The sequence below is a fragment of the Sinorhizobium sp. 6-70 genome (genome assembly GCF_030124375.1).
Lineage (GTDB): Bacteria > Pseudomonadota > Alphaproteobacteria > Rhizobiales > Rhizobiaceae > Sinorhizobium.
Genome location: NZ_JASKLS010000002.1, coordinates 421532 through 442808 on the forward strand (window position 1 = coordinate 421532; position 21277 = coordinate 442808).

The following is a 21277-nucleotide window of genomic DNA, read 5'->3' on the forward strand; positions in this document are numbered from 1 at the left end:
ACGCTCCTCTCGTTCCTTGAAGCCAGACTGGAGCAACACCATCAATTTGTCAACTCGCACCTCATCGATTTCCGCAATTGCATATTTTGCAGCACGCTATCTCTTTGTATATAAAGCATATATTATGCGAATTAGGCAAATATCGCGCTCCGCTTTTATCATATTCAACTTGACAACATGTGATTTGTTTGAATTCTTTTTGCGTATTGACGGGAGAAGGAGGAGCGAAATTGACGCCGGACGAGATCGGAAGACGCATGGACGGGCACCTCGCCCGCACGGAGGCGGATCGCGAAGAGGCCTTTCTGCCCTCTCCCAAGATTCACAATCACGCGTCGTTCCTGGCGTTCCTGCCGGATGGTTCGCTGGCCTGCGCCTGGTTTGCCGGAACGCTTGAGGGCAAATCGGACATTTCCATTCACCTCTCAACGCTTGCGCCCGGGAGCAGCACCTGGTCGGAGACGGTCCAGGTCAGCGACGATCCGGAGCGCTCCGAACAAAACCCGATGATCTTTGTTCGTCCGGACGGCGGCGTCAGCCTGTTTCACACGGCACAGCCCTCGGGAAACCAGGACGAGAGCCGCGTGCGCGAGAGGTCCTTGACGTTTGAGAACGGAAGGATCGCTTCCGGGCCGGCGCGTGATCTTGGACTGGCGGCAGGGACGTTCATCCGGGCGACGATTGTCCGGCGTGACGATGGCGCCTGGATGCTGCCGTTGTTTCTGTGCAACCCTCGCCCCGGCGCACGCTGGACCGGCACGCACGACACCGCGGCCGTGGCAGTCAGCAACAGCGAAGGCGCGAACTGGTCGGTCATCGAGGTTCCGCAGTCCCACGGCTGCGTCCACATGACGATCGTGCCGCTCGATGGCAATGAGATGGCCGCGTTCTACCGCCGCCGCCAGGCGGACTTCGTCTACCGTTCGACGAGCGGCGATGGCGGACGGAGCTGGACGGCCCCGGAGGCGACGGACGTGCCCAATAACAATTCCTCGATCGCGGCCGTCCGTCTCGCCGACGGACGAGTGGCGTTGCTCTGCAATCCGGTCTCCGCGGCAACATCGAACGATCGGCGCGATTCGCTCTATGATGAACTTGGCGAGGAGGATCATCGTCCGAACGCCGACGGTGGCATAAAACCGATCTGGGGCGTTCCCCGGGCGCCGCTGACACTTTGCGTTTCGACGGACGGCGGCAGGACGTTTCCGCTTCGGCGCATCGTGGAAGACGGCCCGGGCACCTGCCTTTCGAACAATTCGCTCGATGGCCGGAATCATGAGCTTTCCTATCCGGCGCTTCTCGAAGACGGTGAAGGCCGCCTTCACATCGCCTTCACCTTCCATCGACGCGCGATCAAATACGTCCGGCTCGCCAAGGGCTGGATCGACGGAGACCCGAAATGAGCAATATCGTTGGCATAACCATGGGCGATCCGGCAGGCGTCGGACCGGAGATCATCGTCAAGTCTCTTGCCGAGATGAGTGCAGCCGACCGGGCCGCAACGCGCGTGTTCGGGAACCTGGCACAGCTCGAGGCCGCCAAGGCACTTCTCGGTATCGAGTTAGCCCTTTGTGACATCGTCGAGGACGTTCCGGTCGAAGGGGCACCGCTGCCATGGGGTAAGCTCAGCGCGGTCTCCGGCGACGCGTCCTTTCGTTTCATCGACCTCGCAGTCAAGTCGGCCATGGCCGGGAAGATCGGCTGCATGGTCACCGCCCCGATCAACAAGGAGGCCCTCAATTCGGCCGGACACCACTATGACGGTCACACCGGCATGCTGACCGCGCTGACCGGCTCGAAATCCGCCTTCATGCTGCTCGCGTCAGATCGGCTCAAGGTCATCCATGTCTCGACCCATGTTTCACTGAAGGACGCGATCGGGCGCGCCAGGCCCGAGCGCATTCTGGCGACGATCAGGGCGGGCAACGAGCATTTGAAACGCATCGGCTATGAGAGCCCCAGGATCGCGGTCGCCGGCATCAACCCTCATTGCGGCGAAAACGGCCTCTTCGGGACGGAGGATGACGAGCACATCGCGCCAGCCGTGGCCGAAGCGCGCGCAGAGGGCATCGACGTCCAGGGTCCGATCTCGGCGGACACGGTTTTCCATCGCGCCTATCAGGGCGGCTTCGATCTCGTCATCGCGCAATATCACGATCAGGGTCACATCCCGATCAAGCTCGTCGCCTTCGATACGGCGGTCAATGTGTCGGTGGGCTTACCGATCGATCGGACTTCGGTCGATCACGGGACCGCCTTCGACATCGCCGGTACAGGCAAGGCCAAGCATGTCAACATGAACGCCGCCATTACCTACGCGCGCAAGCTCATCGCTGGGAGAAACGCAAATGTCTGATTTCGAAATCGGCGGCGTATTTTGCGCCGCAACTACGGCCATAACGACCGATGGCAGGCCGGATTTCCGCCTGTTCATAGACCATTGCCGGAAGCTTCTGGAAGAAGGCTGCCACGGCATAGCCCTCTTGGGCACGACCGGAGAAGCCAATTCCTTCGGATTGAAGGACCGCATGGAAATTCTTGACCGGGCCATTGCCGGTGGCATCCGCGCGGAGCAACTCCTGCCGGGAACCGCCCAGTCGGCTGTTGCCGACACCATCGAACTTACCCGCCACGCCGTCCGGGCCGGCGTTCGCGGCGTCGTCATGCTGCCGCCCTTCTACTACAAGGGTGTCAGCCCAGAGGGCATATATCGCGCCTATGCACGCATCATCGACGGCGTCGGCGACGACCGGCTGAGGGTGGTGCTGTACCACATCCCGCAGGTCTCCGGCGTGGCGATTCCGCATGAAGTCATCGGCCGCCTTCGCGAGAATTTCCCGGGCATCGTCGTCGGCATCAAGGACAGTTCGGGCGATCTCGAAAACATGAAGGCCATGGTCAAGGCCTTCCCGGGCTTCGGTGTTCTGGCTGGCGCCGATCCGCTGCTGCTGCCATTGCTGCAGGCGGGCGGCGCCGGTTGCATCACGGCGAGCTCGAACCTGGTGGCTGGCGACCTCCGCCTCGTCTTCGACGAGTGGAACGTCGCCAGCAAGGAGACGGAGGTGAAAGCCGCCCAGGAGAGGATCGTCGCCTGGCGCGAACTAACCAACGCCTATGTCCAGCTTCCGACCGTCAAGGCAATGGTCGCGCGCCGGCGCGGCGACGATGGCTGGCTGCGCGTCAATCCCCCGCTCGTGGAACTGACCGACGCGGAACGCGAGTCGGTCTGGGCACGCATGGCACAGCTGGAAGAGGCGTGAGGTGGCGAACATGGACGGAATGGCGAGACCGATTACGCTCCACCAACCGAAGCGCCTGGAGATCGGCGCAGGCGCTTCGGCGCGGCTCGGCGCATGGGCCGAGAACGCCCAGCGCGTGCTGATCATCGCGTCGGAACACACGATCGGCTTTGCGGAAAGGCTCGGTCTCGGCAACAAGGCATCGGTCTTTTCCGACGTTCCGGCCGAACCGGACGCCAGGGCACTCGGCGCCGCCCGGGAGGCGGCTCGCGTGCTCAGGCCCGACCTCGTCGTCGGGCTCGGCGGCGGCTCGGTGCTGGACGTCGCCAAGCTCGTCGCCGCCCTGTGGGATGGATCGCAGTCGCTCGACGATGTCGTCGGACCGGACAAGGTCGAAGGCCGCCGGACCCGGCTGGCGCAGGTGCCGACAACCGCCGGAACAGGATCGGAAGCGGGCATCCGGGCACTGATCACCGACAGCACCACGCATTCCAAGAAAGCGGTCGAAAGCCCGCACCTGCTTGCGGATATCGCGATCCTTGATCCGGAACTGACCTGGTCCGTGCCGCCGGCGGTGACCGCTGCTACCGGCATCGACGCGATGGCGCACTGCGTAGAGGCCTTCACCAATATCCGCGCCCATGACCTCATCGACGGCTATGCCCGCATGGGCATTCGCCTTGTCGGCAAATATCTCGCGCGGGCCGTGGAGAACGGCCGCGACACGGAAGCGCGCGCCGGCATGATGCTCGCATCCTACTACGGCGGCATTTGCCTGGGCCCGGTCAACACCGCTGCAGGCCATGCACTTGCCTATCCGCTCGGCACGCGTCTGGGGCTGCCGCACGGACTGGCGAACGCGATCATCTTCCCGCACGTGCTTGCCTATAACGCGCCGGTGCGCAAGGAGAAGACGGCGGAAATTCTTCAGGCGCTCGGCCTTCCGGTCTTTGACGATGAGTCGCGGGTCCTGAACGCTGCGCATCGCTTCTGCGAGGATCTCGGCGTCGAAATGCGGCTGTCGGCTCACGGGGCCGATCCTGCCGCGCTGGAGAGCTGGGCAGGAGAGGCCCACGCCATCCGCAGATTGATGGACAACAATCCGCGCGACATGTCCGCAAGCGACGTGCTCGGCATCTATCGGGCGACGCTCTGAGGGCCGCCGGCTCACATGAATTTGCGCCATAGATGGCGTGACGGTTCAGTTATCCTTAGCCATCGGCCAGCGGCAGACGCTGGCAGGTGCGCCTGCTGTGCCTGATCGATCAGCGCGCGTTTGCGGTCCGTCGCGAAAGCGAGGTGAAAGGCCAACTGCCCTAGATCATTTCATTGTTTCCTTGAAACAGTGAAATGATCCAACTCTTTGAAACTACGCAATTCCGGACGGGAAACCGTTACACACTTTTCCTGGAATTGCTCTAAGTGATGTCCGGCCGGCGGCCCTCGAAAAGCCGATCGCGGGAGCCACGGATATGCTGGCGCATGAGCTCTCGCGCCTGGTTTGGTTTCCGGTCGCGAATGGCTTCGTAAATCGCTGCGTGCTCGTCATAGACGTGGCGCAGGCCGGCGACGGAGTTTTTCAGCGACAGGCCGTGGAACTGCATGCCGATGGCGATGTGTTCCTTGAGCGCTTCCATGGCGGTCGAGAAGTAATTGTTTCCGGACGCCTGCGCGATTGCCAGATGGAACATGAAATCGGCATCCTCCCGGTGGCGGTGCCGATTGGTCGCATCCTGCAGGGTTTCAAGCGCAAGCCTGATCACGCGAATCTGCGTTTCGCTGTGCCGCTCGGCCGCGAGTGCCGCCGCCTCGGGTTCCATCGTCATCCGGAACTCGTAACAGTTCTGCAGGTCGGCGATGTTTTCGAGCGGCCCGAAGCCAAGCGGCTGCCGCAACCCCTGTATTCGAACAAAACTGCCGGCGCCCTGCCGCGAATAGACAAGGCCCTGATCGCGAAGCCTCTTCAAGGCATCACGCACGACCGGGCGGGAGACCTGGAACTCCGCTGCCAGCTCGTGCTCTGTCGGCAGACGCTCATCGCTCTGGTAGGCACCCGATTTGATCGCGTGCTGCAGCCGTTCGAAGACGACTTCGCTCAGGCTCTTGCGGTGCGAAAGCTGCTCTCCGGCGCGCATCAGGCCAATACCTCTTTCCTCGTCATGGCGCGGACGACCCTGCAAAGCGTGTCGGAATCCCCAAAGCCGCCCGATTTGGTAATGTAGAATTGGCCGCCATGCTCGGCAACCGGCAGGCCCGGCAGCACTTCTCCGACCAGGCGGAGAACGCGAATGCCCTGCCGGTCGAAGTAGGCTTCCGCCGTCGCACCGCCCGAGAGCAGCATCGTCCGGCACTCGCCGGCAAACGCGGCCGCAGATTCGGCGAGCGCCGCAGCCACGTCCGACGCCGTCGCCGGCAGCGCGCCCTCCACCGCCTGCACCAAGGTCACATCGTCAGCGCGTTCGGAGCGGTGACGGGCCTGCTCCACCTGTCCCGCAGGTGCTGCGAGATAGCGGAGATCCGGCACGGCTCGCCGCAATTCTTCGACCTGCGATACCGTTATCGGATCCCGGGAACCGATTGCCATCAGCAGGCGCCCTTCTCGCGCAGCAAAGGGCTCGGCATGCGATCTTCCCGTTCTGCTTGCCAACGCATTTGCGAGCGACAGGGCGCCGACAAGAAGGTCGCCAGGCGTAATCGCTTCGACGGCGGTCCGCATCTCCTCGACCGTCTCCGTGTCCGGAATGACGGCGCGATCGGCGATGGCGCCCAGACGTCCGGCAACGGAGATCGGTTGATCGACCCCGAACCCACGGATCTGGCCCCCGCGGACGACCCGGCCGAATTCCGGGATCGCCGGCAAGACGACGGCCCGTGCAAAATCCAGGACGGAGAGCTCCGCCTCGACGTTGCCTTTCAAACGCGAGTCGACCTTCTTGAAAAGGCGCATGCCTGGCGTCATCGCCTGTTGCGCAAGGAGGACGCGTCTTGCGGCCTCGGCCGGCTCGATTTCGCGGCTCCTCGTCGTCACGGCGATCACATCGGAGCCACCCGCGATCGCCTCGTCGAGCGCGCTCTGGTCCGCGACGACGTCGACCGAAAAGCCATGGACAGCGAAAGGGGCCGCCGTATCGAGCGCGCCGGTGAGGTCATCGGCAACGATCAGGAGCCTGTTCTGCACAACATCCATGCGGCATCCAATTTTACAAATTCTCAAGTGAGGAACGCGGAATCGCGCCAATTTTTTCTTTTCAAATCATGGCAGAACCTGCGACGAAGGCAACATATTTTTTACAACTATCGGACAAGTCAAAACTCCTCCGTTGTCGGGTCCCGGGAGCGTGGATCGATGCCGGAGGACGGACAAGTCGTGCGCCGGATATCGCCAGGCGATGTCACCGATGACTATAGCGCCGCGCGGTCTCATGAGACGCACAAAGGACGTCTTGAACCGGCCAGGATGCAAGGAAACATGCGGTAGCCCCGGCCCCACGTCGTTGAACAACAGAAAAGGCCGGACCTACAGAAGCAGACCCGGCCCTTATGGTTGTCGCGGTCGTCGAGGCGGAAACCACCGCGACGACGTCAATCGGTCAGCTGCCGAAGAATGCGAAGCGAACGACGAACAGCGCCGCCACGATCTGTGTCGCGGGGTGGATGACGCTCCACTTGCCGGTGCATACCTTGAGCACGACGTAGCTCACGAAGCCGAAGGCAAGGCCGTTGGCGATCGAATAGGTGAAGGGCATGGCGATCGCGGTCAAGGCTGCCGGTGCCGCTTCGGTCAGGTCGTCCCATTCGACTTCGGTGAGTTCGCGCATCATCAGGCCGGCCACATAGAGCAGCGCGGGCGCCGTTGCATAGGACGGAACAGCGGCAGCGAGCGGCGAGATGAACAGAGCAGCGAGGAACAGTACGGCGATGGTCAGCGCGGTGAGGCCGGTGCGGCCGCCGGCCTGGACGCCGGAAGCGCTCTCCACATAGGCCGTGGTGCTGCTCGTGCCCATCAGCGAGCCGGCGATGATCGCCGAGCTGTCGGCAAGCAGAGCGCGGCCAAGACGGCTGGGCTTACCTTCCTCGACCAGTTTCGCGCGCTTGGCGACGCCGATCAACGTGCCGGTGGCGTCGAACACTTCGACGAGCACGAAGACGAGGATGACATGCAGCAAACCGCCGTGCAGCGCACCCACGATGTCGAGTTGCAGGAAGGTGGGGGCGATGCTCGGCGGCGCCGAAACGATACCCTTGAACTCGCTGACACCAAGCAGCATCGACAGGATCGTGACGACCAGGATGCCGATCAGGATCGCGCCGCGGATCTTAAGCGAATCCAGTACGGCGATGACGAAGAAGCCGAGGATCGCGAGCAACGGCCCGGTCTGCTTGAGATCGCCGAGACCGACGAGCGTTGCCGGATTGTCGACGACGATACCGGCGTTCTTGAGCGCGATGATGCCGAGGAACAGGCCGATACCGGTCGCGATAGCGCTGCGCAGCGAATGCGGGATGCCGGCAATCAGCCAGCTCCGCACGCCCGTGACCGTCAGCAACAGGAAGATGAGACCGGAGATGAATACGGCCCCGAGCGCTTGTTGCCATGTGAAGCCGAGGGCGGCAACCACGGTGAAGGCGAAGAAGGCGTTAAGCCCCATGCCCGGCGCCATGCCGATCGGCCAATTGGCAACGAGGGCCATCACGATCGAGCCGAGTGCGGCGGCAAGACAGGTCGCAACGAAGATCGCGTCGCGATCCATGCCGGTCGTCGACAGAATGTCGGGGTTGACGAAGATGATGTACGACATCGTCAGGAATGTCGTGAGGCCGGCAACCACCTCGGTGCGGGCAGTCGTCCCATGCTCTTTCAGTTTGAAAAGTCGTTCAAACATTTTTCCTCCCTTGGCAGACGCCGTCACGACGCAGCCGAACGACAGAGACCGGGCAGATGCTCCTCCAACTTCCCGACCATTTTGCTTTTTTGGCCAGTCCCGGATTCATGACGTCGGGCGGCCATCTCGGCCCTTCGGCCCGCCCCGGATAAGCGCGGCGATTGCCTCATGCAGAGCGACATGATTGTGCGTCTTCGCGCGAATGATCGCTAGCCACCCATTCCAACGCTGCAGGCGAAAGACTTTCAAATTTTCCAGGACAGTGGGACCGCCGCTCGCCGGCGCTCGGCGCTCGGTGAGGGAGGGCTGCGCGCCAACTCGGCGTCGATCTGCTCCACCTCGTCGACGCCAGACAGCAGCCTGATGCGGGTCCGATCAACGATCGATGAATGGGGACGGGGAGTATCCGGGAAACAGATAACGTCGATCACGCTCAAGGTCGAGCTCCCGGTCTTGAGCCGTCAGAGAACGGGGCGGCAAGCGGGCGGTCAGCGATCAGTGCCGCTCTTTCAAACTCCGGAATCGCGCGGCCGCTTCCGTTCTGTTGTGCGCGCCCAGTTTTGTTATGATGTTGTGCAGATGTATCTTCACCGTATGTTCGGACAGCCGAAACTCCGCGGCAATCAGTTTGTTTTGCAGCCCACGGGAGACCATTTCGAGAATCTGCAGTTCGCGAGCAGTCAACTCTGCGAAACGCGCCTCGTCGCTGCGGGGCCGAGGTGACATAGCGCCATTCCCCGACGGCAGGCGCGTGCTATGGCCATTCTTCCTCGCACGCAGGATCAATCCGGGTGGAAGATACTCGCCGCCGCAGAGCATCAGCCTGATCACCGACAGCCATAGATCGAGCCTGAGGTTCATCGGAAGCACACTGCGAACCAATGGCGAGTCGGGCACATTGATGAAGGACGCGTCCAAGCTCTGGTCATGCGGCTCGATAACGGCGGTAAGAGCCTGAGGGTGGGCAAGGAGGAGTTCGGCCGATCTCTCTTCGGCTTCATTTACCAGTGCGACGTCGACGAGGATCAGCGACACGGGATGGGAAAAGACGTCGAGTGCCGCCCCGACATGCCCGACCTGTTCGACAACGACCCATGGAAACTCTCCTTCGAGAGCGTGGATCAGCCTCTCCGAAATTGTCCCGGCGTTGGCTATGATCAAGACGACGCGTTGTGGCTCTCGCCGACGCTCGGTATCCGTGTGTCTCCCCATGCTGACACCGTCGTAATTACCCCTGCTCATCAAGGCGTGCCCCTCTCTGCGGAATTGCGTTGATCGGCAGGGTCATTGCCGAGCAGGGCAAACCGCATGTCTGCTACACGGCAAACGAGCTTAGCCCACACAGCGCGCGATCGCGACGGCGCAAAAGGGTTGAGGCATGCCTAGAAGGGCGCCCCGCAACAAAATGTCTTTCCGCCTGCCCTATCCGAAGGAACTAGTTCAATGTGACGATCACCCTCCATCTATTGATAGGGTCAACAATCCTCTTCTGCCTTCACTTTGCTCGTATCATCCAAATGTCGGACAAGGGCGAGCGACAACAACGCCCCTTGGTTTCGGATGAATCGGCCGTCACCCTGCTTCACCAATATTGATGAAGCCGAACCACGGCGCTTCCTCTTTCAAATATTCGCAAAATTTGCACACTTGCTATTGCAGCGTCGAAATCCGGCAGACATGCGTGTTATGCGATTCAGGTGACGATAAGCTTGTCGGTCGGGAATTGTTCTTCTCCGTTCGACAGTACGACGAAGACGCTGCTTTGCAGGTTGGAGAATTACATGAGTGCATCCTGCCGCACTTGCCGCAATTTCCTTCGAACCCTTTCCTTTGCGGCTGCGCTCGCCGTCGCCGGCTCTGTATTGACACCAGCCTGGGCCGATGCACCCGAACTTGCGCCTCGAACGAAAATTCGCCTGACGATCATGCAGTGGATGCCTACCAAGGGCGAATACGTGCCATGGGCGCTCGGCGGCGAATTCGTTGTCTCCGAAGCGGGTGCCATCTCGGTGCCCGTCATCGGAACCGTGACCGTCGGCAATCTCGACAAGGCTGCGCTTGCTGCCGAAATCGCCAAGCGCCTGCAAACCAAGATCGGGCTGGTGGAAGCGCCGGAGACGACCGTCGAGATCGTCGAGTACCCGCCAGTCTATGTCGTCGGAGACGTGACGACGCCAGGAGAATATAAATTCCGCCCCGGGCTCACCGCGCTGCAGGCCTTGGCCATGAGCGGGGGCGCGCTGCGCGAGACCGGCTCCGAGCCGTCGCAGGACAATATAACGCTCACCGGTGAACTACGGGGGATAGACAATGCACAGTTGCGCAGCAACGCGAGGATAGCGCGGCTGCAGGCGGAAATGTCGGGTGCAAAGGAAATAGCTTTCGCCCAGCCCTTGAACGCCGACAGTGCGCTTGTCGCGGCGATCCAGGACCAGGAACGGATCATCTTTTCCACACGTGCAAACGTGCTCGCTCGGCAATCGAAGTCCTTCTCCGAACTGCGCGATCTGCTCAACCAGGAAATCCGGGTCCTCGAAGAAAAGGTGAAATCCGCGGAGGCCAACATCGAAGCGGCGGCGCGAGAGCTCAAAGGCGTGAAAACGCTCGTCGAACGAGGCGTCGCGGTCGCATCGCGACAGTCGGACCTGGAGCGTGAACTTGCCGGCGATCGCGCCAATCGCCTGGATTTCGTGACCGCTATCATGCGTGCGCGCCAGAATATCAGCGAAACGACACGGAGCCTCGAGGGGCTTTATGACAATCGTCAGGCGGAAATCGCCAGCGAACTGCAATCGGAACAAGCGACGCTCGAACAACTGAAACTGAAACGTGCCACCGCGGAGAGGCTGCTGCTCGACAAGCTCTCCGCCACCGAGGACTCGGTGCAGCGCGGTGGAGAGGCAACCAGTTTCGTCATTATCCGCCGCGCCGACGGCAAGGTTGGCGAGTTTCCGGCGTCCGAGACCACGGCGCTGATGCCCGGCGACGTTATCAAGGTCGTCCTTCGACGGATGGCGATAATGTCCGAGCAGCCTACCTCGTCTCGTTCAACCGACCCGCAACCGAGCCAGGCCAGCCAATGATCGACGGGACATCGCCTCGGTCACGGCCGGCTGCAGTTCCATGCAATCGGTGCAGATTCAAAGGGGGAGGCAAAATGAAGGGGATCATCCTGGCGGGAGGAAGCGGTACCCGTCTCTACCCGCTCACCATCGCCGTCTCCAAGCAGATCCTGCCGATCTATGACAAGCCGATGGTCTACTATCCGCTGAGCGTGTTGATGCTCGCAGGAATCCGGGAGATTCTCATCATCTCCACGCCGCGCGACCTGCCCTGCTTCGAGGCACTCCTCGGGGACGGCTCCGCTTTCGGGCTCAACCTGTCCTATGCCGAGCAGCCGCATCCCAATGGGCTCGCCGAGGCTTTCATCATCGGCCGCGAGTTCATCGGCAACGGCAATGTCGCTATGATCCTCGGCGACAACATCTTCTTCGGTAACGGCCTGCCGAATGTCTGCCGGCAGGCCGCATCCCGTGAAACGGGCGCCTCCGTGTTTGCCTATCGCGTCGACGATCCGGAGCGTTACGGCGTCGTCACCTTCGACCAGAGGACCGGCAAGGCGAAGACGATCGACGAGAAGCCGGCACGGCCGAAATCCAACTGGGCGGTGACAGGCCTGTATTTCTACGACAACGACGTCGTGGACATTGCTGCTTCGATCGAGCCCTCGGCGCGAGGCGAACTCGAAATCACCACGGTCAACAACATCTATCTCGCACGGGAGCAATTGCATGTTTGTCAGCTCGGACGCGGCTATGCCTGGCTCGACACCGGCACCTATGACAGCTTGCACGACGCCTCGTCCTTCGTGCGGACGGTCGAACGCAGACAGGGCGTCCAGATAGCCTGTCCGGAAGAGATCGCCCTCGACATGGGCTGGCTTGGGCCTGAGGACGTCCTGAGGCGCGCCAGCATGCTCGGAAGAACGACTTACGCCTCCTATCTCCGCCGCCTCGTGGAGGAACACGCTGCATGAGCCTGGAGGTCAGACCGCTCGACCTTGCCGGAGTCCTGGAGATCCTGCCACGCAGGATAGGAGACGAGCGCGGCTTCTTTTCCGAAACCTGGAGCGCCCGGCAATTCGCCGAACACGGCGTCGCACTCCATTTTGTCCAGGACAACCACTCCTATTCCGCCTCGCGAGGCGTCCTGCGGGGACTTCACTACCAGCTTCCGCCCTACGCACAGGACAAGCTGGTGAGGGTGGTCAAAGGTGCCGTCTTCGACGTCGCAGTCGATATCCGTCGCGGCTCGCCCAGCTTCGCAAAATGGGTCGCCATCGAGATATCCGCCCGCAAATGGAACCAGCTCCTGGTTCCCAAGGGGTTCGCCCACGGCTTTCTGACACTCGAGCCGGACACGGAGGTGATCTACAAGGTCACAAATCCCTATTCGCCCGCTCATGACCGCGCGATCCGTTTCGACGACCCCGACATCGCCATAGCCTGGCCGCTGCCCGTCGCGCAACTTCAGCTGTCCGAGAAGGATCGCGCGGCTCCACAGCTTAGGCAGGCCGATGTGTTCGACTTCGTTGGAGGGGAAGAGTGTCCATGAACATCCTCGTCACCGGTGGTGCCGGGTTCATCGGTTCCGCGCTTTGCCGGCATCTTGTGGCGGATCCGGAGAACCGCGTAATCAACCTCGACAAGCTCACCTATGCCGGCAATCCGGCCTCGCTCCGGCAGATCGAGAACCTCCCCAACTACCGCTTCATCCAGGGCGACATCTGCAACGAGGAGGCCGTTGCTTGCATCCTCCGTGCCGAAAAGATCGGCCGCATCATGCATCTTGCGGCAGAGACACATGTCGACCGGTCGATCGACGGCCCCGGCTCGTTCATCGAGACGAACATCCTCGGCACCTTCAGGTTGCTTCAGGCTGCGCTGAAATTCTGGCGCAGCCTTCCCGAAGCGGTGGCCGAACGGTTCCGCTTCCACCATGTGTCCACCGACGAGGTGTTCGGCGATCTTCCCTTTGATGACAGCGCCTTCGACGAAGATATGCGCTATGCCCCCTCCTCACCCTATTCCGCCTCGAAGGCAGCGTCCGATCACCTTGTCCGCGCCTGGCACCACACCTTTGGCCTGCCGGTGGTGATCACCAACTGCTCCAACAACTACGGTCCGTTTCACTTCCCGGAGAAGCTGGTGCCCCTGATCATCCTCAACGCATTGGAAGAAAGGCCGCTGCCGGTTTACGGCACCGGCGCCAACGTCCGCGATTGGCTGTATGTCGACGACCACGCGCGAGCGCTGGAGCTCGTCGCCGCCAAAGGCGCGACCGGCGAAAGCTACAATATCGGCGGAAGCTCCGAACGCACCAATTTGGGCGTCGTCGAGACGATATGCGATATCCTCGACCACAAGAGGCCCCGACGAAACCTGAAGAGCTATCGCGAACTCATCGCATTCGTGGACGATCGGCCAGGTCACGACCGGCGTTACGCCATGGACACGGCCAAAATCGAGCGTGAACTCGGCTGGCGGCCGAGGGAAAGTTTCGAAACGGGACTGGCGCGGACGATCGACTGGTATCTCGATAACGGCTGGTGGTGGCAGCCGATTCGCCAGCGCAGCTATCGGGGCGAGCGCCTCGGCAAGTCGGTGGCGGCGCGATGAAAGTGCTTGTCACCGGTACGACCGGCCAGCTCGTAAGCAGCCTGATCGAGCGTGCGGCACCGTTGCGCGACGTCAAACTGATTGCCATCGGCCGCCCCGAATTCGACCTTACGCAGCCGATCCCGATGAGAGAGGCGATCGTTGCAGCAAGGCCCGACGTGATCATCTCGGCCGCCGCCTACACGGCAGTCGATCGTGCAGAGGACGAGCCCGCGCTGGCTCATGCCGTCAACGTGGTGGGCGCCGCATGCGTTGCCGAAGCAGCGGCAAAGCTCGGCGTACCCGTCATCCATCTGTCGACCGACTACGTCTTTTCCGGCGACGACCGCCGCCCACGCAGGGAGTACGACGAGACAAGACCTCGCACGTTCTACGGCGCCACCAAGCTCGAAGGCGAACGGACGGTGGCAAGCATAACGCCTCGACACATCATCCTGCGGACAAGCTGGGTCTACAGTCCGTTCGGCAACAACTTCGTCAAGACGATGCTGAGGCTCGCCGAAAGCCGGGACACCTTGACTGTGGTCTCCGACCAATACGGCAATCCCACTTCGGCACTGGATTTGGCGACCGCCATACTGGAGATCGCCACCCAGCCGCACAAGGATCGCTTCGGCCTCTATCACCTTGCGGGAACAGGCGAGACCAACTGGTCGGGCTTTGCGAGGCACATTCTTGCGGTCAGCCGCGCAAATGGCGGCCCGTCCGCGACCGTGCGGGACATCGCCAGCGCCGATTATCCGACAAGAGCCCGGCGCCCACAGGACTCGCGCCTCTGCACCGACAAGTTCGAGAAAACATTCGGCCGACGCTTGCCCGCCTGGCAAACGAGCGCGGAAACAGTCGTCCGTCGCCTCCTCTATGCTGGTCAATGGCCGAAAATCCCTGAGAGCCGACAGGCCATGGGAAGCGAGTGACGCCGATGGAAGCGCGCGCGAGCCCTGACCGTGGACCGAGCTACAGCCAGATCCTCAGGTCGACGGCCCTGATCGGCGGCTCGTCTGTCATCACCGTGCTATTTTCCATCATCCGCAACAAGGCAATGGCTCTGCTTCTCGGTCCTGCAGGCGTCGGGCTGATCGGCCTCTACAGTTCCATCGCCGATATTGCTTGTGCGCTCGCCGGGCTCGGGATCCAGGCAAGCGGCGTACGCCAGATTGCCGAAGCGGCCGGCAGCGGCGACGCGGACAGGGTTGCCCGAACGGCGACCGTGTTGAGGCGGACGTCGTTGGTGCTCGGGCTTCTCGGCGCCCTTCTGCTCGCAACACTCGCCTATCCAATCGCGGATTTCACCTTCGGCGGTCCCGGCTACGCCGGTGGCGTCGCGCTGCTTTCCGCAGCGATCCTCTTCCGCCTGCTTGCAGACGGCCAGACCGCCTTGATCCAAGGCATGCGCGACATTGCCAGCCTAGCCCGCATCAATGTCCTTGCAGCGTTCTTCAGCACCGCGATCAGCATCCCGCTGATCTATCTGTTCGGCGCGTCGGGAATCGTGCCTTCGCTCGTCGCCGCCGGAGCGGCCACGCTTGCGACCTGCTGGTGGTATCGCAGGCAGATACGTATCGGCCCACGGCCAGTATCCACCCGGCAGATTTCCGAGGAAACCGCTGCCCTTCTGAAGCTCGGCGTCGTTTTCATGGCCAGCGGTTTCCTGACGCTGGGGGCGGCCTACGCAATTCGCCTCATCGTGATGAGAACGGAAGGCATCGTGGCAGCGGGGCTATACCAGGCAGCCTGGACGCTCGGCGGTTTCTATGCCAGCTTCGTCCTGCAGGCGATGGGCACCGACTTCTATCCGCGCCTGACTGCGGTCGCGCAAGACGATGCCGAATGTAACCGCCTCGTCAATGAGCAGGCGCAGATCAGCATGCTTCTCGCCGGGCCCGGGCTCATCGCCACCCTGACCGCCGCCCCACTGGTCATGAGGCTGCTTTACTCGCCTGAGTTTTACGCCGCAGTGGACCTGCTTCGCTGGATCTGCCTCGGCATGATGCTGCGTGTCATTGCTTGGCCGATGGGGTTCATCGTCCTCGCCAAGGGAGCAAAAAAAGCCTTCTTCTGGACGGAGGTCGCAGCGACCGTGGTGCATGTCGGTCTCGCGTGGCTGCTGGTCGGCTCGTTCGGTTCAATCGGCGCAGGTGCTGCGTTTTTCGGCCTTTATGTCTGGCACGGCCTGCTGATCTTCGCGATCGTTCGGCACCTCTCGGGCTTCCGCTGGTCCGCGACCAATCGCAAACTCGCCCTGGTCTTCCTGCCTGCGTCGGTGCTCGTCTTCGGTGCCCTCTTCGTGCTGCCGCCCTGGCCTGCGGCTGTCCTCGGCATAGTAACGGCGATGCTGAGCGGAGCCTATTCCCTGCGCATGCTCGCAGAACTCGTACCGCGCGCTTCATTGCCCGCGGCGCTGCGGGCCTGGCGCTCGAGATCCGTGTGACCTCGCGAAACGAGGGGAGATGCCTGCACGTCATACCGCCCGCAGCGCCGCGGGTTCGGCGATCGCCGGAATGGACAGGAGCTCCTCGACGACCCACGCCACATCGGCATCGGTCATCTGCGCAAAGAACGGCAAGATCACCGACCGCTGTTGTGCGGAAACGCTTCGCGCCAGGTCGGTGGCAGCCCTGTGCGTGTCGCTTCCGGCATAGGCTTCCTCCAGGTGGATATTCATGACGCCGCGTCGGGTCGAGATGCCGCAATTGAGCAGGGCCTGCATCGTCTGCCGCTGGTCGATCCAGGCGGGCAATGTCACGCAATAGCTCTGCCAGTTGCTCCGGGCCCAACGCGGCTCAACCGGCGCCTGCAGTTCCGCAACTTCCGAAAGGCGTCTTGTATATTGTCTGGCCAGTCCCCTTCGCCGCTTGACGAGTGCTGGAAGCCGCTTCAGCTGTTCCCGCCCGATCGCCGCCTGGACATCGGTCATGCGGTAGTTGTAACCGATTTCCGGATAATCCTCTGAGATCACCTGCTTCGCGCCGTGCCGGACGGTATCTGGAACACTCATGCTGTGCTGGCGCCACAGCCGGAATTTTCGGTCGTATTCGTCGCTTGCTGTCGTCAGCATGCCGCCGTCGCCGGTGGTAACGACCTTGCGCGGGTGGAATGAAAAGCAAGCGATATCCCCGTGCGGCTTGCCGATTCTTTGCCAGTGCCCATCCCACAGTATCTCGCTTCCGGCAGCACAGGCGGCATCCTCGATAACCGGAATGGAGTATCGTTTGCCGATTTCCACGATGCGGCGAAGATCGCAGGGCATGCCGAGCTGGTGCACGCACAGGATTGCCCTTGTGCGCGGCGTGATCGCTGCCTCGATGAGCTCGGCATCCATGTTGTAGCCGCCGGCCTCGATGTCGACGAAGACCGGTAGCGCCCCGCAATAGCGGATGGCGTTCGCTGTCGCGATGAATGAATGGCTGACCGTCACCACTTCATCGCCGGCACCGACGCCAACGCAACGCAAGGCCAGATGAAGCGCCGTGGTGCAGTTCGAGACGGCACAGGCATGGGCCGCCCCAACGAAGGCGGCGAACTCCCGTTCGAACGTCGCAACCTCGGGACCTTGCGTCACCCATCCCGAAAGTATAACCCGCCGCACCGCCTCGACTTCCCGTTCGTCGAGAACGGGTTTGGCAACCGGGATCTGGCGAGGTGCCTCACTCATGCGGCTTCTCCACCTGTCGAGGCCCGCTCGCGGCGCCACCAGGCGACGAGATCGCGCAGTCCCTCCTCGAGCGTGATTTCTGTCTTGAACCCCAGGAGCCGCTCCGCCTTGCTTGTATCCGCCAGCCGGCGCGTGACCGCGTTCACTTTGCGCGCCGGCTCAAGCTGCGGTTCGAGCGAGGGCCCCATGACACGGGTGAGCAGTTGCGCCAGCGCCCGCAGACTTGTTTCCGCACCGCTTGCAACGTTGAACACCTCGTCCGTCACATCCGACTTTGCAGCCATGAGATTTGCCCGTGCGATATCGCGCACATGCACGAAATCCATCGTCTGCGTGCCGTCGCCAAAGATGATCGGCGGTCGTCCCGTCGCAATGCGCTCCATCCAGCGGATCAGGACCTCGGTATAGGCGCCGTAGACATCCATGCGCGGCCCGTAGACGTTGAAGTATCGGAGCGCGACATAGTTGAGCCCGTACATCTCCGCGAAACTGCGCAGCAGCCCCTCGTTGAATGCCTTGGCCGCGCCGTAGATCGTGCGGTTGTTGTAGGGATGGTGCTCCTCGGTGGTCGGGAAGCTTTCTGCAAGGCCGAGCACGGAGGCCGAGGAGGCTGCGATCACCTTCGACACACCGGCTGCAACCGCAGCCTCGAGCACATCGAACGTGCCTTGCGCCAGGACATCGAAGGCAAGCCTCGGCTCCTCGGCGCATTGGGTGATTCGAATCGCTGCCTGATGAAAGACGACGTCGACCCCTTCGAACGACTTGGCCAGAAGCGCCCGGTCCCTGATGTCGCCTTCGATGATCCTGAGAGGGCCAGTGCTCGCCGCCTCACGGAGATTTTCGCGGCGCCCGCGCACGAAATTGTCGAGGATCAGGATTTCCCGTGGTCCTTCACGCGCAACGAGATCGGCAATATGTGAGCCTATGAGACCTGCTCCGCCCGTGATCAGAATCCGCTTGTCTTTCATCGCCCGCCCCTTCGTTCATTGTTCCGCCGGCGCCGGTGAGCAATCCGTTCGCCAGTGCAGGAATTTCGCGGGCACGCCCGCAACAACAGCAAAGGGCTCGACGTCCGAGACGACCACCGCGCCCGCGCCCACGACGGCGCCTTTGCCGATCGTGACGCCCGGCAATATCGTCGCATTGGTCCCGATATCGGCCCACGCGCCGATGCGAACCGGCTTGATTTCGAGGTCTGTGCGGATGATCGGCACGTCGACGGGAAGGCCGGTGTGGCTTGAGCCGAGAATCTTGGCGCCCGGCCCCCATCCCACGAACTCCTCCATGACAAGATCTCGGGCATCGAGATAGGCTTGCGGGCCGATCCAGACATTGTCGCCGATCACGCATCTGCCGTCATGGCGGCCCTGGATGTAAGCCTGTGCGCCGATGAAGACGCTGTTGCCGATCTCGAACGTTTCGGGATGCTTGAAACCGGCGCCGCTACCGACCTGCAGGCCGGAGCCGCAGCTCTTCGCAACGCCTTGCCAGATCGCCTTGCGCATCAGCAGGTCGACGAAGCCGTCGCCAGGCATGAAGCGGCCGTAGAGCTCGACCAGCCCCTCCGTGCCGTAGGATTGTTTCAGCGCGTCGGCCAGCGCCGGCTGATAGCTCGGATCGGCAACGGCTTCTCGGCGGCCGTGCACCGCATGGACAATTCGGATGCCCGCAGAGCGATCAGTGGACATGGGCCTCCTGCTCCACTACGGACACCACCTGCTCGACCTGCCGGACCGTCATTTCCGGATAGATTGGGAGCGACAGAACCGACCGGGCGGCGGCCTCTGATCTCGGAAAATCGCCCGGCGCGTAACCGAGGTCGGCATGGGCCTTCTGCAGATGCACCGGAATGGGATAGTGCAGGCCGAACTGTATGCCTTCGATGCTGAGGGCGTGCTGCAGCGCCTCGCGATCCCGGCACCGGACGGTATAGATGTGGTAGACATGACGCCTATCGGCGACCTCGAGTGGCGCCTTCACAAGGTCGGAGCCCGCAAGCAGCGCAGAGTAGCGCGCCGCATGCGCGCGGCGCGCTTGCGTCCAGGCATCGAGATGCCTGAGCTTTACCCGCAGGATGGCCCCCTGGATGCCGTCCATCCGGTAATTGAAGCCCTTGAGCACGTGGTGATACCGGCTTTCCTGACCCCAGTCCCTCAGCATGCGCATCGTGCGCGCCTGGCTGTCATCGCTGGTAACGACCATGCCGCCTTCGCCGCAGGCGCCCAAGTTCTTCCCCGGATAGAAACTGAAGCAGCCCGATACCCCGATGCTTCCGGCTCGGCGGCCCTTGTATTCGGCGCCGTGGGCCTGACAGGCATCCTCGATGATGGCGATGCCATGCCGGTCCGCAACGGCCTTGATGGCGTTCATGTCAGCCATTTGTCCATAAAGATGGACCGGCACGATCGCCTTGGTTCGAGACGTGATTGCCGCCTCGAGCTTCGTTGCGTCCATGGTCAGCGTCACCGGCTCGACATCGACAAAGACCGGCAGCGCGCCGGTGTAGCAGATCGCCGAAACGGTGGCGACGAACGTGAAAGGCACGGTAATCACTTCGTCGCCGGGGCCCACGCCAAGTGCGAGCAGCGCAAGATGGAGGGCACTGGTGCCCGTGTTGACGGCGATTGCGTGCCGCGTGCCGCAATAGGAGGCGAACTCCCGTTCAAGCTCAGCGACCTCCTCGCCCAGAACATATTGCGCCGACGCGAGCACGCGCAGTGCTGCCGCATCGATCTCGTCCTTGATCGATGCGTACTGCGCCCGGAGATCGAGAAAGGGGATCATGCGATACGCCTCATATGCTCCAGTTCGATGACCCGGCCGCGCTCGGCGAGCGACTGGGTGGCGGCTTCGAGGATTCTCACCACGCGCAGCCCTGCGTTTCCGTCGGCAACCGGCTTTTCATTTCGCTCGATGCAAGCGATGAACTGGCGCAGTTCGACGCCGAGCGCCTCGGCGACATCGAGATGGGGGGCGTACATATCGCCGGTGCGATAGCCGACCAGCATCTGGTAGACCTTTTCGCCGTTCTTCTGCGGGTTGCCGTTCAGCGTTATGCCCTTGTCGTAGACCTTGATCTTCTCGCTGGGCTCCAGATCGTCGTAGAGGATCATCTTGCTGCTGCCGCCGATCAACGTCCGGCGCACCTTGACCGGGGCGAGCCAGTTGACGTGGATGTGAGCGATGAGCTGGCTTTCGAAGAAGAGATTGAGATAGGCGATATTTGCCGGCTCGCCGGCAACGTGGCTCATGCCCGTGGCCGACACCGCCACCGGTCGCTCCGGCAGTACGTAATCCATGATCGACAGATCGTGCACGGCAAGGTCCCAGATGACGCTGACATCGTGCTGGAAGATGCCGAGATTGACCCTGACCGAGTCGTAGTAATAGACGTCGCCGAGCCCGTCTTCGACGAGCTCCCGCATCTTGCGGACGGCGCCCGTATGCACGAAGGTGTGGTCGACGGCGAGCACGAGGCGGCGACGCGCCGCCTCCTCGACCATGCGACGAGCCTCGTCCGACGTTGCTGCCATCGGTTTTTCGACGAGCACGTGCTTTCCCGCCATCAGCGCTTTCATGGCGAGCTTGAAATGCGCGGCAGCCGGCGTCGCGATCGCAATGGCATCGACCCGCGGGTCGCGAAGCACCTCTTCAAAATCGTCCGTGATGTCAACGGCCGGATAACGGGTCTGGACCGTCGCCAATCGCTCCTTGCGCAGATCGCATACGGAGATGAGGCGCGCGCCGGGCGTTTCCCAGAAGTTGCGCACGAGGTTTGGTCCCCAGTAACCGTAGCCGACGACAGCAACGCCGATCATC

The 21277-nt window shown here is 62.3% G+C and carries 20 protein-coding genes; 10 read left to right on the plus strand and 10 right to left on the minus strand.

Going from position 1 to position 21277, the window contains the following annotated elements:
• Nucleotides 1-257: 257 nt before the first annotated feature.
• Genes QN222_RS05745 through QN222_RS05760 form a run of 4 tightly spaced genes read left to right on the plus strand, consistent with a single transcriptional unit; the run spans nucleotide 258 to nucleotide 4395 of the window.
• The gene (locus QN222_RS05745) at nucleotides 258-1403 is read left to right on the plus strand and encodes an exo-alpha-sialidase (protein WP_283960762.1); all 1146 of its coding nucleotides are present in this window, start codon (nucleotides 258-260) and stop codon (nucleotides 1401-1403) included.
• On the plus strand, nucleotides 1400-2356 hold the full coding sequence (gene pdxA / locus QN222_RS05750) for a 4-hydroxythreonine-4-phosphate dehydrogenase PdxA (protein WP_283960721.1): 957 nt from the start codon (nucleotides 1400-1402) through the stop codon (nucleotides 2354-2356). The genes QN222_RS05745 and pdxA overlap by 4 nt, the downstream gene beginning before the upstream one ends.
• Entirely contained in the window at nucleotides 2349-3260 is a 912-nt protein-coding gene (locus QN222_RS05755; protein WP_283960722.1) for a dihydrodipicolinate synthase family protein, read from the plus strand. The genes pdxA and QN222_RS05755 overlap by 8 nt, the downstream gene beginning before the upstream one ends.
• Before the next feature lie 10 nt (nucleotides 3261-3270).
• Entirely contained in the window at nucleotides 3271-4395 is a 1125-nt protein-coding gene (locus tag QN222_RS05760) for an iron-containing alcohol dehydrogenase (RefSeq protein WP_283960723.1), read from the plus strand.
• A 262-nt stretch (nucleotides 4396-4657) separates the two neighbouring features.
• On the opposite strand, the gene QN222_RS05765 is transcribed toward QN222_RS05760, so the two are convergent.
• The 5 genes from QN222_RS05765 to QN222_RS05785 form a co-directional block, all read right to left on the minus strand.
• A complete protein-coding gene (locus QN222_RS05765) occupies nucleotides 4658-5374 on the minus strand; it encodes a FadR/GntR family transcriptional regulator (protein WP_283960724.1) in 717 nt (238 codons plus the stop codon).
• On the minus strand, nucleotides 5374-6426 hold the full coding sequence (locus tag QN222_RS05770) for a four-carbon acid sugar kinase family protein (RefSeq protein WP_283960725.1): 1053 nt from the start codon (nucleotides 6424-6426) through the stop codon (nucleotides 5374-5376). Before QN222_RS05770 ends, QN222_RS05765 begins: the two co-directional genes overlap by 1 nt.
• 403 nt (nucleotides 6427-6829) lie before the next feature.
• Nucleotides 6830-8122, minus strand: a complete 1293-nt coding sequence (locus QN222_RS05775; protein ID WP_283960726.1) for an NCS2 family permease — start codon at nucleotides 8120-8122, stop codon at nucleotides 6830-6832.
• Between the two features lie 245 nt (nucleotides 8123-8367).
• Nucleotides 8368-8559, minus strand: a complete 192-nt coding sequence (locus QN222_RS05780) for a hypothetical protein (RefSeq protein ID WP_283960727.1) — start codon at nucleotides 8557-8559, stop codon at nucleotides 8368-8370.
• A gap of 58 nt (nucleotides 8560-8617) precedes the next feature.
• Nucleotides 8618-9364, minus strand: a complete 747-nt coding sequence (locus QN222_RS05785; RefSeq protein WP_283960728.1) for a response regulator transcription factor — start codon at nucleotides 9362-9364, stop codon at nucleotides 8618-8620.
• A 539-nt stretch (nucleotides 9365-9903) separates the two neighbouring features.
• On the opposite strand from QN222_RS05785, the gene QN222_RS05790 reads away from it, so the two are divergent.
• From QN222_RS05790 to QN222_RS05815, 6 genes are all read left to right on the plus strand, one after another.
• A complete protein-coding gene (locus QN222_RS05790) occupies nucleotides 9904-11205 on the plus strand; it encodes a polysaccharide biosynthesis/export family protein (RefSeq protein ID WP_283960729.1) in 1302 nt (433 codons plus the stop codon).
• Between the two features lie 74 nt (nucleotides 11206-11279).
• On the plus strand, nucleotides 11280-12158 hold the full coding sequence (gene rfbA, locus QN222_RS05795; protein WP_283960730.1) for a glucose-1-phosphate thymidylyltransferase RfbA: 879 nt from the start codon (nucleotides 11280-11282) through the stop codon (nucleotides 12156-12158).
• Nucleotides 12155-12736: a dTDP-4-dehydrorhamnose 3,5-epimerase gene (rfbC, locus tag QN222_RS05800; RefSeq protein ID WP_283960731.1), complete on the plus strand. Its 582-nt coding sequence runs from the start codon at nucleotides 12155-12157 to the stop codon at nucleotides 12734-12736. Before rfbA ends, rfbC begins: the two co-directional genes overlap by 4 nt.
• Complete coding sequence (gene rfbB, locus QN222_RS05805; protein ID WP_283960763.1) at nucleotides 12733-13800, plus strand: dTDP-glucose 4,6-dehydratase; 1068 nt, start codon at nucleotides 12733-12735, stop codon at nucleotides 13798-13800. Before rfbC ends, rfbB begins: the two co-directional genes overlap by 4 nt.
• Nucleotides 13797-14717 carry a dTDP-4-dehydrorhamnose reductase gene (gene rfbD / locus QN222_RS05810; protein ID WP_283960732.1) on the plus strand — a complete coding sequence of 307 codons (921 nt, stop codon included), beginning with the start codon at nucleotides 13797-13799 and terminating at the stop codon, nucleotides 14715-14717. The genes rfbB and rfbD overlap by 4 nt, the downstream gene beginning before the upstream one ends.
• A gap of 5 nt (nucleotides 14718-14722) precedes the next feature.
• Complete coding sequence (locus QN222_RS05815) at nucleotides 14723-16231, plus strand: O-antigen translocase (RefSeq protein WP_283960764.1); 1509 nt, start codon at nucleotides 14723-14725, stop codon at nucleotides 16229-16231.
• A gap of 30 nt (nucleotides 16232-16261) precedes the next feature.
• On the opposite strand, the gene QN222_RS05820 is transcribed toward QN222_RS05815, so the two are convergent.
• Genes QN222_RS05820 through QN222_RS05840 form a run of 5 tightly spaced genes read right to left on the minus strand, consistent with a single transcriptional unit; the run spans nucleotide 16262 to nucleotide 21276 of the window.
• Nucleotides 16262-17455 (minus strand): DegT/DnrJ/EryC1/StrS family aminotransferase, encoded by a 1194-nt coding sequence (locus QN222_RS05820; RefSeq protein ID WP_283960733.1) that lies wholly within the window; start codon nucleotides 17453-17455, stop codon nucleotides 16262-16264.
• A complete protein-coding gene (locus QN222_RS05825) occupies nucleotides 17452-18426 on the minus strand; it encodes an SDR family oxidoreductase (RefSeq protein ID WP_283960734.1) in 975 nt (324 codons plus the stop codon). The genes QN222_RS05820 and QN222_RS05825 overlap by 4 nt, the downstream gene beginning before the upstream one ends.
• A 15-nt stretch (nucleotides 18427-18441) precedes the next feature.
• The gene (locus QN222_RS05830; protein WP_283960735.1) at nucleotides 18442-19146 is read right to left on the minus strand and encodes a DapH/DapD/GlmU-related protein; all 705 of its coding nucleotides are present in this window, start codon (nucleotides 19144-19146) and stop codon (nucleotides 18442-18444) included.
• Nucleotides 19136-20242 carry a DegT/DnrJ/EryC1/StrS family aminotransferase gene (locus QN222_RS05835; protein ID WP_283960736.1) on the minus strand — a complete coding sequence of 369 codons (1107 nt, stop codon included), beginning with the start codon at nucleotides 20240-20242 and terminating at the stop codon, nucleotides 19136-19138. Before QN222_RS05835 ends, QN222_RS05830 begins: the two co-directional genes overlap by 11 nt.
• The gene (locus QN222_RS05840) at nucleotides 20239-21276 is read right to left on the minus strand and encodes a Gfo/Idh/MocA family oxidoreductase (RefSeq protein WP_283960737.1); all 1038 of its coding nucleotides are present in this window, start codon (nucleotides 21274-21276) and stop codon (nucleotides 20239-20241) included. The genes QN222_RS05835 and QN222_RS05840 overlap by 4 nt, the downstream gene beginning before the upstream one ends.
• Between the last annotated feature and the right edge of the window lies 1 nt (nucleotide 21277).

Coding starts and splice junctions, on each gene's coding strand:
- rfbA (WP_283960730.1), top strand. CDS start 11,280: ATGAAGGGGATCATCCTGGCGGGAGGAAGCGGTACCCGTCTCTACCCG.
- QN222_RS05755 (WP_283960722.1), top strand. CDS start 2,349: ATGTCTGATTTCGAAATCGGCGGCGTATTTTGCGCCGCAACTACGGCC.
- QN222_RS05840 (WP_283960737.1), bottom strand. CDS start 21,276: ATGATCGGCGTTGCTGTCGTCGGCTACGGTTACTGGGGACCAAACCTC.
- QN222_RS05775 (WP_283960726.1), bottom strand. CDS start 8,122: ATGTTTGAACGACTTTTCAAACTGAAAGAGCATGGGACGACTGCCCGC.
- pdxA (WP_283960721.1), top strand. CDS start 1,400: ATGAGCAATATCGTTGGCATAACCATGGGCGATCCGGCAGGCGTCGGA.
- rfbC (WP_283960731.1), top strand. CDS start 12,155: ATGAGCCTGGAGGTCAGACCGCTCGACCTTGCCGGAGTCCTGGAGATC.
- QN222_RS05820 (WP_283960733.1), bottom strand. CDS start 17,455: ATGAGTGAGGCACCTCGCCAGATCCCGGTTGCCAAACCCGTTCTCGAC.
- rfbB (WP_283960763.1), top strand. CDS start 12,733: ATGAACATCCTCGTCACCGGTGGTGCCGGGTTCATCGGTTCCGCGCTT.
- QN222_RS05745 (WP_283960762.1), top strand. CDS start 258: ATGGACGGGCACCTCGCCCGCACGGAGGCGGATCGCGAAGAGGCCTTT.
- QN222_RS05790 (WP_283960729.1), top strand. CDS start 9,904: ATGAGTGCATCCTGCCGCACTTGCCGCAATTTCCTTCGAACCCTTTCC.
- QN222_RS05825 (WP_283960734.1), bottom strand. CDS start 18,426: ATGAAAGACAAGCGGATTCTGATCACGGGCGGAGCAGGTCTCATAGGC.
- QN222_RS05770 (WP_283960725.1), bottom strand. CDS start 6,426: ATGGATGTTGTGCAGAACAGGCTCCTGATCGTTGCCGATGACCTCACC.
- rfbD (WP_283960732.1), top strand. CDS start 13,797: ATGAAAGTGCTTGTCACCGGTACGACCGGCCAGCTCGTAAGCAGCCTG.
- QN222_RS05830 (WP_283960735.1), bottom strand. CDS start 19,146: ATGTCCACTGATCGCTCTGCGGGCATCCGAATTGTCCATGCGGTGCAC.
- QN222_RS05760 (WP_283960723.1), top strand. CDS start 3,271: ATGGACGGAATGGCGAGACCGATTACGCTCCACCAACCGAAGCGCCTG.
- QN222_RS05835 (WP_283960736.1), bottom strand. CDS start 20,242: ATGATCCCCTTTCTCGATCTCCGGGCGCAGTACGCATCGATCAAGGAC.
- QN222_RS05815 (WP_283960764.1), top strand. CDS start 14,723: ATGGAAGCGCGCGCGAGCCCTGACCGTGGACCGAGCTACAGCCAGATC.
- QN222_RS05765 (WP_283960724.1), bottom strand. CDS start 5,374: ATGCGCGCCGGAGAGCAGCTTTCGCACCGCAAGAGCCTGAGCGAAGTC.
- QN222_RS05785 (WP_283960728.1), bottom strand. CDS start 9,364: ATGAGCAGGGGTAATTACGACGGTGTCAGCATGGGGAGACACACGGAT.